This window comes from Marinobacter sp. (assembly GCF_041595835.1).
Taxonomy (GTDB): domain Bacteria; phylum Pseudomonadota; class Gammaproteobacteria; order Pseudomonadales; family Oleiphilaceae; genus Marinobacter.
Map to the genome: position 1 here is coordinate 1 of NZ_JBFHJO010000058.1, position 13,095 is coordinate 13,095.

Consider the following 13,095-nt stretch of genomic DNA (forward strand, 5'->3'; position numbering starts at 1 on the left):
ACCGGTTGTTCCAGAATATCTGAGGCTTGCACGTCCGGGTCGGTACTGGCCAGTTTCAAATGGCCATGAGAAAGCTGAGACAGACCTTCGGTGAGTACAAAGCTGGCAACGACAAAGTGATTCGAGGGGAATTCACCAATACGGGCGGTGAACTGCAATCCGCTTGCCTGGGGCATGACTTCGATCCCTGAAGTTTATATGATTTTAATTCCGACTCATCCTGAGCAACCCGGATTATAACCAGTGTGGTTTCCGAGGCCAACCTTACGCCAGCTCAGGCCTATGACTTTTGTTGGACACTGTGAACCGTTACCCTTAAGCCAATCCTCAACAATAAGAGCAACAGCATGGCCGTTTATACAATCAAGATTAACGAAACATTTAGCGTCCCCCGCAACAAGGTTTTTGCCCTGTTCGCAGACCACTACCGTTTCGGTAATATGATTGGCGCCCCGGTTAAACGCGTTAAAGACAGTGACCAGGCTGACCCAAATGGCGTAGGCTCAGTTCGAAAAGTCGGCATTGGCCCTTTTAGCCTTGAAGAAACCGTACTCGAATTTGAACCCTACACCCTCATTGAATACTCCATTACAAGCCTCAGCCCCATCAAAAACCACATAGGCCGCATCCGGTTCAGCGATACAAAAGATGGCCAAACGCGCGTGCAATACACCATCAGTTTTGAGGATATTGTTCCGTTTTCCGGCAAGATAATTTGCTCCGCACTTGAGTTCAGGTTACGCCGAGGAATTCAGCAAGTTCCTAAACTGGCATAACAAAGCTGTTGTATTCCTCTCAGGTTCAGTAAAATCACGCTCTTTACAGCAATCGAGGGGCACTAAAGATGGGCAGAGCCTACCAGAACCGCAAAGAATCCATGGCCAAAACGGCTGCGGCAAAAACCAAGGTTTACAGCAAATACGGCCGGGAACTGTACATGTCGGCCAAGTCTGGCGGCGTAGATCCCAAGGCAAACCTGTCACTGCGTGGGCTGATTGAACGCGCTAAAAAAGACCAGGTTCCCACTCACGTCATCGAAAAAGCCATTGAAAAAGCCAAGGGCGGCGCAGGTGAAGACTATTCCACCGCGCGTTATGAAGGCTACGGCCCGGGCAACTGCATGGTCATTGTTGACTGCCTGACAGACAACCCTAATCGAACGTTTGGGGATGTTCGGCTCGCATTCACCAAGACCAAGTGCAAAATCGGTACCCCTGGGGTTGTAGCCCACATGTTCGATCATTGCGCCATTTTCGTCTTCGCCGGCCAAGACGAAGAAGCCGTTCTTGAAGCGCTGATGGAAGCCGATGTAGATGTCACTGACATCGAGAACGAGGATGGCAAAATCACCGTCTTCACCCCCAACACTGAGTACGCCAAAGCCAAGCAAGCACTGGAAGAGGCCTTCGAAGGAATTGAGTTTGATGTGGATGAAATCCAGTTCCTGCCGAAAACCACGACAAAAGTGGAAGGTGACGACATTCCATTGTTTGAAAAGTTCATGGATATGCTGAACGACCTGGACGATGTTCAGAACGTCTTCCACAACGCAGAATTACCGCAGGAATAATTCTACGTCAGGTTCAAGAGTCAAACGGGGTGCAGCATGGCTGATTCAGGCAAGGCAAATAACCCTAAAGTGGTTATTCTGAAAACAGGAACAACCTACCCACAAATCAAGGATCAATTCGGGGATTTTGATACTTGGTTCGTACGGAGACTGTCCAGCCAACTCACCCTGACAGTAGTTGATGTAACGCTGGCCCCACCTCCCGGCCAACCGGGAGACTGGCACGGCATAGTGGTTACCGGTTCGCCAGCGATGGTCAGCGACCGCGAGCCCTGGAGCGAACAGGCCGGTGAATGGCTGAAAGAGGCTGTAGATGCCAGCATTCCTACCCTGGGTGTCTGTTATGGACACCAGCTTCTGGCTCACGCCCTTGGCGGAAAAGTAGGCTATCACCCAAAGGGGCGAGAAACCGGCACTCACACGATCAGGCTGTTCGACAGCGCAGAATCCGATCCGCTATTCAGCAATCTCCCCCGAGAGTTTTGTGCTCAATTGACTCACAAACAATCTGTTCTGGAACTCCCACCAGGAGCCGTGCTGCTGGGCGAATCAATTTTCGAGCCCCATCAGGCCTTTCGTGTTGGGGAGAATGCCTGGGGCGTTCAGTTCCATCCGGAATTCACAGATCAGATAATGAAAAGCTATCTGAAGGTTCAGCAACCTGAACTGGAAACAGAGGGGCTCGACCCGGATAGCCTGCTAAGCTCTGTGAAGCCGGCACCTGATGCGGCAAAGCTCCTTATGCTTTTCTCTGACAGGATCATCAAAAAACAGCGCCTGTAAACCAGCTTCGCTCAGTACATCTCGACGGACCGGATTCGCTATGACAATGAAGCTAGTCGCCACTATTCTACTCTTGATACTGGTTTGTCTGGGCTTTTGGCACTCTTACAAGCCCTTGCCTGCAGGACTTCGATACCAAGGCAACCAAGCATCGCTGTATAGCCCTGAACTGCTTACTGACACCACCAGACACTTCCCGGATGGCCGAAGTGTTCTTGAGCATGAAGTTTTTGACGAAGTGATCAGGCTAATCAACCAGGCTGAACAATTCATCCTGATCGATATGTTCCTGTATAACAGCGTCGGCCCGAAAGACGCAGGCCTGCGCCCCCTGGCAAATCAACTGACCCAGGCCCTGATCAAAAAGAAAACCGCCAGTCCCGATATCGACATTGTCGTGATATCAGACCCCATCAATACTTTCTATGAAGGCACCCACTCACCGGTTTTTGAGGCATTAAAGAGCGCGGGTATTGAACTGGTCGTAACCCGGCTGGAACCTCTTCGGGATAGTAATCCCACCTGGTCTGCGTTTTGGCGCCTGTGTTGTCAATGGCTTGGCAACAATCCAGACGGCGGCTGGCTACCTAATGCCCTGGGTACAGCCCCAACCACCCTGCGCAGTTATCTGACCCTACCGAATTTCAAAGCTAACCACCGAAAGCTGATGGTTGTCGATGAAAACAACGAGTTTCGCGCCCTGATTACATCGGCCAACCCCCATGACGGCAGCAGTCGGCACAGCAACATTGGGCTGACCTTCAGTGGCCCAGCCGTAGCAGATATCCTTAGAAGTGAGCGAGCCGTTGCAACACTGTCTGGTGCAGATACTCAAACTCTTGACCACTGGGTCAACCAGGTGGAAGCCGCTCCAACGCAAAAGAGAGAAACCTCCGGCGTGATTAAACTTCTGACTGAGTCAGCCATTCGTGATCAGGCGTTGGACATAATAGAACGCAGCCAAGCTGACGAAGCACTAGATATTGCCATGTTCTACTTGTCACACCGCTCTACCATCAACGCACTAAAGGCCGCGCAACAACGGGGCGTAAATATTCGCCTGCTTTTAGATGCAAATAAAGACGCTTTCGGCCACGAAAAGAACGGTATTCCCAATAGGCCGGTTGCCAATGAATTGAGCCGGGCAGGGGTAGCTATTCGTTGGTGCAACACCCATGGCGAACAATGCCATAGTAAGCTCATCAGCTACACTCGTGCTGACGGGCATTTAGAGATACTTCTGGGCTCCGCCAATTTAACCCGTCGTAATCTGGACGACCTGAACCTTGAATCCGATATCTGGCTAACCGTTCCCGGCGACAGCCCTATAGCGCAAAAAGCCATCCGCTTTTTTAATGAACACTGGAAAAGCAATACAAAAGACAGTTTACCCCTCAGCCTGCCCTATTCAGAGTGGGCCGACAGTTCCCGGCTGAGATATTGGCAGTACCGGATAATGGAAGCTACTGGCCTTTCAACTTTCTGAAAAGTACAACATCCTTACAAGGCACACTCATCTGCCAACCATACTTCATCGCAAGCCAGGCAAAGGTTTGTTCACGGTAAAACACTACGTGTGTTGGGTCACGGCGATAGTGCCAATTGTCGAAACGGTCATCGTCTGTCTGAAAACACGTCATAACCCCGAGCATCCCCCCAGGCTTGAGAAGCCGGTTTAAGCAGGCAAACACCTCTGCAGGCTTATGGAGGTGCTCCACCACTTCCGTACACGTAATAAAGTCATAGCACCGTTCAAGCACAGACAGTTCCGGATAAAAAAAAGGATCGTACAGCGCAACAGGGAAGCCCGCTTCACCGAACATTCGAGCCAGGGCTGGCCCCGGCCCACAGCCATAATCAAGACCAACCGAACCCGCTGACAGTTGCTCCATCAGGGGAGTCGCCAGCTTTGACAAAAACCTGCGGTAACCAGCATCTTCCCAATCATTATCGTGGAGTCTGTATACCGCTAGCTCTTCATCCGCGTTTAACCGACACGCTTCATCCATAACCGTAGCCATACAACACTCACATCGCCGATAGATTTTACCCCGGACTTCACGAAACAGGCTCAACTCACCCGCCTCACAAACTGGACAAATGGTCACACCGTCACCGGGTGCAAGTTCACTGGAGCCTGAATACATACAACTCGCCCACGTTTTGAATATTTTGTTTTGTCATATCCGGCCATGCGGTCAGTTTGTGACCCGCGCCCATAAAGGCCACAGATCCAGATGCATATACTGTCGCCAATAACAGCCAAGCGAGGCTGACATAATAACAACTGTAGTTTAATGACGAACGCCCTCAGAGACATACCTATGGAAATGTTGTCGCCCCTTGCACTGGAGGTGCCGATCATTTCGGCACGTTACGCTCGCCGATTTGTCCGCTTTATGGAAAGCCGCGGCGTAAAACGCCACACCATTCTGACCCAAACGGGCATTACAGACGAATTGCTGAACAACCCGGATGCCAGCCTTTCCATGACTCAGGTACTCGGTCTTCTGCAACAAGCCGATTGGTTAATGACCGATGAACGTGCGGCTTTTGAGTTCGGCAAGCAGCTTGATCTTCCCTGTCACGGTCTCCTTGGCTTCGCAATGCTGGAGCAAGACAACCCCAGACGACTAGTGAGCATGATCGTGCAGTACTTACGCGTAGGACTGCCGCTCATGGATATGGAACTGGAATCCACCGGTTCAACTTTCCGTATAAAACTGATAGACACATGGAACGTGGGCAACCTGAAATCGGGCCTTGCCAAAATCTACATGGGCAGTATTTACCGGGTCTCTTGCCAGGTGTGCAGTAACTTCACCTTCATGTTCGATTTCCCGAGCTACATCAGTCAAGAAGACTGGCAACTACTGGCACCAGGGTGCGAGTTTATTTTTAACGCAGAAGTCAGCGAAGTAACCATTCCTCTGAAGGGCACCCCCATTCGTAAAGACGATGCCAGCCTGGAATTTTTGGTTGCCCGCACCCGCCACTCCCATCAACAGAAAAATGTGGAAGCAGATGAAACGGTTCAACAGGTACGCGAACTGATCATGAGTCAGCCCGGGCGCCCCTGTACCACAGAAAATATTGCACGCAGGTTGGATATAAGCCCAAGAACACTTCGCCAACACCTGGCCGGCGCAGGCACATCCTTCCGGGAACTGAGGAATGAAATCCGGGAAAATTTTGCCACGCTTTACCTGAAAGACACCAATGTATCCCTGGAGTCTATTTCAGAAAAGCTGGGCTTCAGTGATCAGGCAAGCTTCACTAAAGCCTATCGATCATGGACTGGCAGCACGCCCGGTGACGTGCGGCGTCAGGCCAGAAACAAAAAGTAAACACTGATACCCTTTCAGTTTGATGCCGTTCACGATTTAAACAATAACCCCATCATGCCACCGTTTTAGACAAAAACGGTGCCGCCACAAGCAATGACCGACACGCCCTCTCCACGTCTAATAAACAGGCAATCATGGGCTCAGTACCCATGACTAAGAAATTCAGCGCAAGGCCGATAGAAGTGCCCTTATCGGTGATGTCTGCGTCCCTGATTACAACAAAGATCGCAAGACAGAGGACGACGAATGAAACTCAACAACCTATATCCCGGTGTTCACAAGCTCGGCCCCGCCGTTGCTACCGCAGCACTCATGGCCGCCGGCAGCGCTAACGTTGCCGCAGCACCGGTTTCAACCGAACTAGCCTTTACCTGTCCGTTCCCGCTAATCGGCGACCAGCCTATCCGCGCAACAATCAGCGCAGATATTCCTGCCACAGTAAATGCAGGTGATACCCTCCCGGCATTTGCAGTCAGCGCAATTACCGTTGTGAATGATGACGCGCGCACAGGTCTTAAGCTGGTTCAATCGAAAACTCTCGAAGGCACAGCTACCAACGTTAACCGTATAATCACTGCAGCTGGCCGCTCCATTGAACAAGTGGTTCACCTGGATATACCGGCAACCAACATCCCTGAAGAAAGCGGTGAATTCAATGTGCCTGCAGCAGGCAGCACGACCGAAGTTCTGTTCACCAGCGACGACGTTGGCCAAGCCGAAATCCGCATTGGCGAACTAACCCTTGATCTGGTTGCCCGTACCGCTAACGGCGATATTGCTCCTGCCCCTATCGGTGAGATCACGACCTCTTGCACACAGTTGCCCAACCAGGACAATTTACTGGTAACTCTTACCGTTGCAGGTGAACAAGTTGAAACGCCACGAATCAGCATTAACACAGAAGAGCTGGCCTTTGGCTCTGTTCAGGCTGGCCTGAATGCCCAGCAATCTGTTTCTGTTATCAGCACTGGCAGTGCCGCACTCGGCATTAACAACATCAGCATCAGCGGCCCTGATGCCCACCTGTTCACCCAAACCAACAACTGTGGTGCGGCTCTGTCTCCGGAAACTTCCTGTGCCGTAAACGTTACCTTTGCCCCTAGCACTGACGGTACCCGCAGCGCGACCCTGACCATAGAGTCTACCGATGCAGACAAGCCAAGTATTGATGTTGCACTTTCCGGCCGTGGAACCCTGGCTCCTAGTCCGGAAATATCCGTAACACCAGGTTCCGTCAATCTGGGCCGCGTTCAGGTTGGCATGAGCAAGTCTGAGCAGGTAACCATCACCAACACGGGTAATGCTGCGCTGCAGATCGACAGTATTACGCTTACCGGCACCCATTCTAACGACTTCACTCAGACCAACCAGTGCACCACCATTGCAGCTGGCTCAAGCTGTTCTGTTGACGTGAACTTCGTTGCTGCGGCCGTCGGCGTGAGTAACGCGGCACTGGTTGTTCGTTCTAGCGACACGGAGAACGCTGAAGTCACTATTCCTGTTACTGCAGAAGCTTTCGAAGAGCCAACCGGTGGTGCTGAGCTTGAACTACTGCTGGGCCTGGAAGGCTCTACGCTTATCGCAGGCACGGGTGGCACGCTGCCTCTTACAGGTTCAATTGCGACCATGCTTGACCTGGCCTCTGGAACCTTCGAAGCCGATACTCAGGTTCTGCCTACATCAGGTAACTTTTCCATAAAGGTTCTGTGGAGCAAAATCAACGCTGCGGCCAACGTAGAATTCGAGCAAGCCGGCCTGACTACCGGAGCCCTGGTGAACGGTAAACTGACCGCAAATTCCCCTCTGTACGTAAAAGTTCCGAAAGTTGCCATCAAGGTGTTTGGTCTGCCTGTACGTGTAGGTGGTGGCCATGAGTGCCGCACGAGTGAGCCGGTAAATATTCAGCTCACTACTCCAGAGGGCTCTAACTTCTCACCAGCTACCGGCGGAGATGTAGCCGGTGTTTACGATCTGCCACCACTGCAAAACTGTGGTCTGCTGACCGGCCTTCTGAACAAGTTCATGTCTGGCCCAGGCAACACCATTAATCTGAACCTGACTCCGCAGTAAGTTCAAATAGATCCGGCGTAGCCGGGAAAGGGTCGCAGCAGGGAATCCCGGCTGCGACCAACCATTGCGACCCGAAGACCCAAAACAACAAAAGACCATAAAAGGAATAACGATATGAACAGCCTGAAAAAATCCGCGTTAATGCTAGCCTTTGCAGGGCTTCCTTTTGCAGCCCAGGCAGACCTGAAACCGATGGACGATGTGCACATGGGCAACATCACCGGCCAAGCTGGCGTAACCATCGAGCTGGAAACCAAGCTATCTATTGATGAATTCAAATACACCGACGAAGGTTCGCTTTCAATCAAGGACATTAAATTCGGTGGCGCTAATCGTACGGATATCTTCGAAGAAATCACCGATTTCCGCGATTTACTATTCGGCGAAACCAGCGACCTGATCGACAACATCAAAGTTGTTATTGACGTTGAAGCAGACGGCGATGCCGTCATCGACGTTTCACCACTTGTAGCTGCGCCAATCGACTTTGGACTGAGCACTGGTGAATGGTCTCTGCAGGGCGCTACTGACTCCACCCTGTTGGCCAGTAACTTCAACATGGTGGGTGCATTCACCAAAGTTGGTATCCGGATCGATACTGCCACCGACACACTGAACCTGAAAACTCAGGTTGGCATCTCTGACCTGGACGTTGATATCGACTTTCTGGGTGTAGGCATCCGTGATTTCAAAATGACCGGAGCAGACTATATGGGGCAAAAACTTGACGGCTCTGGACCCGGTAACGCAAACGTGCTGACGCTTGGCGCGCTCATCGATATGGATGTGTACAAAAGCACCCGCCTGAACGGTACTGGCGACGCTCTGGCGATCGACCTGAACACCTTTGCAGCCGACATAAAAATTGGAGAAATTCTGGTCGGTGGCGCCAATATAGGTTCTGTAATGATGGACAACCTGGTTGTTCAAGACACCACTATGCGAGTCTACGGTCACTAAGACTGTACAGTATGTATTGAAAGCCCGGCTCTGCCGGGCCTTTTTGCTACCTCAATGAAAATCTGCTCAACACTGTATAAACCGAACCCGTCGGCCCTTGTGTACTTTCATACAACACGAACTCCCGAACAATCATGCAGCCAAACACTGCACCGCTACCCGCTTGAATAAAATCCCTGACAGAGCCAGCCGGACGACCGAACCGACTGAGCGTAATGTGAGGCCGGAAATTATGGTGTTCAATCGCACAACCAGCCTTCCCAAGCTTGTCTGCCAGTTGTCTGTGCAAAGCCGCGACAGGCAATTCCGGTGATACACCAGCCCACAGGATCCTTGGCTGGTCTGGTGATCCGAAACAACCAAGGCGACGCACTTCAAGCTCAAATCGCGCCTCTGACACGCTGCTGGCGATCTGGCACAATTCAGTCACTTTAGCTGCTGGAACCTCTCCAAGAAAAGCTAAAGTCAGGTGTAACTGGTCAGAATTCTGCCAATGAGCCCCCATGACAGGCGCTCTCACCTTCAGCAAGCGCTGCTTAATCTCCGGGGCAATTTCAATTCCGAAAAAAACCTTGGGCATATGCAGACCTTCTTCAATCAATTTGCCATCCGAACTTCCTGAAGTGGCACAGGCTTCATCAGACAGCCCAAGGGCAACCGAACCATCAACATGTAATAGTTGCCATGATACGGATATAACTCCAGCATAATAACTATACTCAAACGAGACTCCCCAAGAGGAAACATCATGCTCTGGATATTGCTCGCCATCGTTGTACTGATCATTGCTGCCACTTTTTTGTTATTCCGCGTTCAAGACCTTTCTCAGTTTGATGGCAGCAATTGGGCAGTGAATGAAGTTGCCCCAAACCCCGCTCAAGATAAAGTACTCGAACGCATCAAGGAGGTGGGCCGGGCGTCCAAGGGCTTGAAGGGTAAAGCCAAGTTAATGGCATTGCGCAATCATCTGGATAGTTTAGGAGAAAATTCAGAAATCGAATCGGAAATTCGGCATTGCGATCATCCACGAGGAGAGTGGGTCATCACTCCGGGCGCAAATACCCGCCGGCGAGTACTTTATATACACGGAGGGGCCTGGGCTGCCGGCAGCCCGCGAAGCCATCGCGCCATCACAGACCGTTTCGCCCATATTGCCAACGCAGCCGTGTTTGCAGTGGACTACCGTTTAATGCCAGAACACCGGTTTATGGATGGCATTCGTGACTGCCGGCAAGCTTATACCTGGTTGCTCAGCAATGGTCCGGATGGCAAAGAAAAAGCGGATTTTATGGTGGTAGCGGGAGATTCAGCAGGAGGCAGTCATACTCTGTCGCTGATAGCCTGGGTCCGGGATAATGGCATCCGCCAGCCAGACGCAGCGGTAGCCTTGTCGCCATCCACAGACCTCACCCTGACAGCTCCCAGCAACCGGAACAACATCCGAACTGACGCGCTTCTGGGCCCGGTGTTTGGAGGGCTCTCTAAAATCCCTCTGCCTCTTCTCTGGTGGGGCACTCTGGCAGCTTTTCGAATCTCGCCTACTAACCCGATAGCCTCCCCATTACGGGGAAACCTTAGCAACCTGCCACCCACACTCATTCATGCAAGTACGACAGAAATGCTGCTGGATAATGCCGCCAGATACGCAGCCAAAGCTAACGCGGAAGGGTCAATAGTAGAGTTGCACACCTGGCAAAACATGGTCCATGTTTGGCATATCTTCACACCACTGCTGCCAGAGGCTGATCAAGCCTTTGAAGATATTAAACAGTTTCTGAAACGTATTGAATCAAAACAAAAATAATCAGGTTTCCGGAAATAAGCGCCCGGGATCAATGAATGACCCGGGCATTACATTCATTAATTACGGTCAGTAGTTCTTCCGCTCGCACCGGCCGGCTAAACAAATACCCCTGAAAACGCCCACACCCCATAGCAATCAGCGTTTTAAACTGTGCGGCCTCTTCTACCCCTTCCGCCACCAGCCGCATTCGGTGATTCTGGCCAATCGCAATGATGCTCTCCACCATATTTCTGGCGCGCTCGTCATCATTGATGCTATCAACAAAGCTCTTATCTATTTTCAACTCATCAATGGGCAATTTTCGCAACAAACTTAAAGATGAGTAGCCTGTCCCGAAGTCATCCATCGACAAGTTAATTCCTGCGCCCCGCAGTTGTTCCAGCACAGGCAACACCTGCTCAAAACCCGAAATAAAAACGGTTTCTGTAATCTCCAGGGTCAATTGACGAGGGTGCACATTGTGTTTTTTCAACTTCGCCAATACAAAATCACCGAAGCCGGGCTGAATAAACTGCATGGTAGAAATATTCACTGACAACTCAAGTGGAGCATGCACCTGATCAACAATTACCCGAAAGTCAGCCAGACTCCGATCAAGCACATAATTGCCCAGGTCGATCATCAAACCACAAGCTTCTGCCACTTCAACAAACTCATTGGGTGGTACATACCCTAACTCCGCATCATTCCATCGAGCCAAAGCTTCCATACCCACAACCCTCCCGGAATCATCCAGTTGCGGTTGATACGCCATAAACAATTCCTGGTTTTTGATAGCTACACGAAGACGTTGTTCAATATGCACCCGGCGCAGATGCTCTGCCTCAAGGTCTTTACGATAAAGACAGACATCATTTCGGGCTTTCTTGGCTTGATACAGAGCCAGATGCGCACTACGAATAATACTGTTAAAGCTGCCTCCGTGCTCAGGTGAGACAGCGGCACCCAGAGTTACCCCTAACTGAAGCCGCAAGGGCCCGCTCGAAATTTCCCGGATAAGGCTCTTCAGCAAGTCATTGCACAATGCCAGCAGCTTTGAAGGATTCCGTACCGGACTCACCACGGCAAATTCATTACCCCCTAGCCTGGCAACGCTATACTGGTCACGAGCGAGTTCCGCCAGGCACCGGGCAAATTCCGTCAGTACTTTATCCCCGTGATCTTGACCAAAACGATCATTAATCCCACTAAAATTATCAATATCCAGAAGAATAACACCGAAATTTTCGCCGTCTTTCACCAGCTCCTGGATCTGGTCAATCAATCCAACCCGGTTCAACAACGACGTAAGATCATCATGCCTTGACCGATACATCAGAGCCGACCGACGCTCCTTTTCTGCACGTTCAATGTGCAGAACCAGGATGAACAACAGCACTGCGAGGGCAGAGAAAACCGCTAGCAGAATCGATCCACGTTTAACAAAGTCGGCCCAAACGACCCGATCGTTCGATTCTGAAATAATCCAAAGCTCGTAATCAGGTGAATACCAGGCAGCGCCAATATAGTTTTCTCCCCCGCGCTCTCTGTAATAAGTACTGGGAACAGGACGAGCCTTCACCACCTCCAGGATGTTTTCGCCCGCACCAATATCATCCACCCAGTCAACCTCATGCGGCTCTGGCACCTCATGGGTTGAGGTATACATCTCCGGGGAACTGCCCTCCTTGGACATAAATTGAAGATAACCATCGTGCTCCCGATAAATCACTACGGAGTCATCTGGGCCGACATGCATGTTTTTACCAAAGACGCCAGTATCGCCATCGGCTCGAATGCCTGCAGACATAACCGCAACGACATCGCCATTTTCATTCCTGACGGCTTTTCTGGCAGGAATAATCCAGGCATTTACCGCCGCCAGGAAATACGTTCGGCCAACAATAAGCCTGTCTGACTCCAGGGCACGCTGAAACCCATCTCTGGAAGCTTCTTGCTCCAGAAGATTGGGCGCCTGATGGATATCAACCGACGATGTTACTTTGACCAGCTCGCCATCAGGCATCGCCATACCAAAACCGGCAAGAGCAGAGCTGGCATCCATAATGTCATCAAGAAAAGGAGGGACTTCACGGGTGTGATTTATGAGATCTGAGCGCACGAGCTCAGCAGCCGCAACATCCAGAATCAACTCATGGGTACGCAGCACGTTGGTCACCGATTGGCTGATCAACTGAGCCCGGGATTGGTGGTGAGACTCCTGAGTACGCAGCGTCGATTCCCACATGCTCGTCAGGATAAAGAAAAGTATAAGCACACCAATCGCGACAACAAACCAAAACAGCATCCATAAGTTGCGATTAAAAATAGTCAAATCAGCCCTGCCAGCAAGTCATTATAATTTTAGAGATTCTCTTACCTTGCATTCGAGTATAGGCCTAAATTTCAAGCATGAGAAATTATCAATTTAACCATTTAGCTTGTGCCCAAAAACAACATTCCTCAGCAAAATATCAAAAAAACTGTTTGGATTACGTCACACCAACTATAGCCAGCTGCAGCGCAATAGCCAGCATCATCAAGCCGATCAAACCATCGATAATCCGCCAGACTTTCGGGCG

12 protein-coding genes are annotated in these 13,095 nt (G+C 50.9%); 8 read left to right on the forward strand and 4 right to left on the reverse strand.

Translation table 11 applies throughout. The annotated features are described in order from the left end of the window. Nucleotides 1–347 precede the first annotated feature (347 nt). From ABYA77_RS13390 to ABYA77_RS13405, 4 genes are all read left to right on the forward strand, one after another. Entirely contained in the window at nucleotides 348–776 is a 429-nt protein-coding gene (locus tag ABYA77_RS13390; protein WP_372966476.1) for an SRPBCC family protein, read from the forward strand. 68 nt (nucleotides 777–844) lie between these two features. Further along, a complete protein-coding gene (locus ABYA77_RS13395; RefSeq protein ID WP_372966477.1) occupies nucleotides 845–1,570 on the forward strand; it encodes a YebC/PmpR family DNA-binding transcriptional regulator in 726 nt (241 codons plus the stop codon). Nucleotides 1,571–1,606: 36 nt separating this feature from the next. After that, nucleotides 1,607–2,353: a glutamine amidotransferase gene (locus tag ABYA77_RS13400; RefSeq protein WP_372966478.1), complete on the forward strand. Its 747-nt coding sequence runs from the start codon at nucleotides 1,607–1,609 to the stop codon at nucleotides 2,351–2,353. Between the two features lie 40 nt (nucleotides 2,354–2,393). Next, nucleotides 2,394–3,839, forward strand: a complete 1,446-nt coding sequence (locus ABYA77_RS13405; protein WP_372966479.1) for a phospholipase D-like domain-containing protein — start codon at nucleotides 2,394–2,396, stop codon at nucleotides 3,837–3,839. Here ABYA77_RS13405 and ABYA77_RS13410 read toward each other — a convergent pair. After that, complete coding sequence (locus ABYA77_RS13410; protein WP_372966480.1) at nucleotides 3,817–4,500, reverse strand: class I SAM-dependent methyltransferase; 684 nt, start codon at nucleotides 4,498–4,500, stop codon at nucleotides 3,817–3,819. The two genes, ABYA77_RS13405 and ABYA77_RS13410, sit on opposite strands and share 23 nt — an antisense overlap. A 177-nt stretch (nucleotides 4,501–4,677) precedes the next feature. Here ABYA77_RS13410 and ABYA77_RS13415 point away from each other — a divergent pair, with 177 nt between their 5' ends. From ABYA77_RS13415 to ABYA77_RS13425, 3 genes are all read left to right on the forward strand, one after another. Beyond that, nucleotides 4,678–5,700, forward strand: coding sequence for a helix-turn-helix domain-containing protein (locus tag ABYA77_RS13415; RefSeq protein ID WP_372966481.1), 1,023 nt, complete (start codon nucleotides 4,678–4,680; stop codon nucleotides 5,698–5,700). A 246-nt stretch (nucleotides 5,701–5,946) separates the two neighbouring features. Then, entirely contained in the window at nucleotides 5,947–7,770 is a 1,824-nt protein-coding gene (locus tag ABYA77_RS13420) for a choice-of-anchor D domain-containing protein (protein ID WP_372966482.1), read from the forward strand. A 114-nt stretch (nucleotides 7,771–7,884) separates the two neighbouring features. After that, a complete protein-coding gene (locus tag ABYA77_RS13425) occupies nucleotides 7,885–8,730 on the forward strand; it encodes a DUF6160 family protein (protein WP_372966483.1) in 846 nt (281 codons plus the stop codon). A 46-nt stretch (nucleotides 8,731–8,776) separates the two neighbouring features. Here ABYA77_RS13425 and thpR read toward each other — a convergent pair whose 3' ends face one another. Together thpR and ABYA77_RS13435 are read right to left on the reverse strand one after the other, a co-directional pair. Continuing rightward, complete coding sequence (gene thpR / locus ABYA77_RS13430; RefSeq protein WP_372966484.1) at nucleotides 8,777–9,310, reverse strand: RNA 2',3'-cyclic phosphodiesterase; 534 nt, start codon at nucleotides 9,308–9,310, stop codon at nucleotides 8,777–8,779. 17 nt (nucleotides 9,311–9,327) lie between these two features. Beyond that, complete coding sequence (locus tag ABYA77_RS13435) at nucleotides 9,328–9,453, reverse strand: hypothetical protein (RefSeq protein WP_372966485.1); 126 nt, start codon at nucleotides 9,451–9,453, stop codon at nucleotides 9,328–9,330. 25 nt (nucleotides 9,454–9,478) lie between these two features. Between ABYA77_RS13435 and ABYA77_RS13440 the strand changes: the two genes are divergently transcribed. Further along, nucleotides 9,479–10,534 (forward strand): alpha/beta hydrolase, encoded by a 1,056-nt coding sequence (locus ABYA77_RS13440; protein WP_372966486.1) that lies wholly within the window; start codon nucleotides 9,479–9,481, stop codon nucleotides 10,532–10,534. Nucleotides 10,535–10,562: 28 nt separating this feature from the next. Here ABYA77_RS13440 and ABYA77_RS13445 read toward each other — a convergent pair whose 3' ends face one another. After that, on the reverse strand, nucleotides 10,563–12,821 hold the full coding sequence (locus ABYA77_RS13445) for an EAL domain-containing protein (protein ID WP_372966487.1): 2,259 nt from the start codon (nucleotides 12,819–12,821) through the stop codon (nucleotides 10,563–10,565). Nucleotides 12,822–13,095 lie beyond the last annotated feature (274 nt).

Bases quoted from the DNA above. Each gene is read 5' to 3' on its own strand.
- ABYA77_RS13445 (WP_372966487.1), bottom strand. From the start codon at position 12,821: ATGCTGTTTTGGTTTGTTGTCGCGATTGGTGTGCTTATACTTTTCTTT.
- ABYA77_RS13420 (WP_372966482.1), top strand. From the start codon at position 5,947: ATGAAACTCAACAACCTATATCCCGGTGTTCACAAGCTCGGCCCCGCC.
- ABYA77_RS13440 (WP_372966486.1), top strand. From the start codon at position 9,479: ATGCTCTGGATATTGCTCGCCATCGTTGTACTGATCATTGCTGCCACT.
- ABYA77_RS13395 (WP_372966477.1), top strand. From the start codon at position 845: ATGGGCAGAGCCTACCAGAACCGCAAAGAATCCATGGCCAAAACGGCT.
- ABYA77_RS13425 (WP_372966483.1), top strand. From the start codon at position 7,885: ATGAACAGCCTGAAAAAATCCGCGTTAATGCTAGCCTTTGCAGGGCTT.
- ABYA77_RS13415 (WP_372966481.1), top strand. From the start codon at position 4,678: ATGGAAATGTTGTCGCCCCTTGCACTGGAGGTGCCGATCATTTCGGCA.
- ABYA77_RS13390 (WP_372966476.1), top strand. From the start codon at position 348: ATGGCCGTTTATACAATCAAGATTAACGAAACATTTAGCGTCCCCCGC.
- ABYA77_RS13400 (WP_372966478.1), top strand. From the start codon at position 1,607: ATGGCTGATTCAGGCAAGGCAAATAACCCTAAAGTGGTTATTCTGAAA.
- ABYA77_RS13410 (WP_372966480.1), bottom strand. From the start codon at position 4,500: ATGTATTCAGGCTCCAGTGAACTTGCACCCGGTGACGGTGTGACCATT.
- ABYA77_RS13405 (WP_372966479.1), top strand. From the start codon at position 2,394: ATGACAATGAAGCTAGTCGCCACTATTCTACTCTTGATACTGGTTTGT.
- thpR (WP_372966484.1), bottom strand. From the start codon at position 9,310: ATGCCCAAGGTTTTTTTCGGAATTGAAATTGCCCCGGAGATTAAGCAG.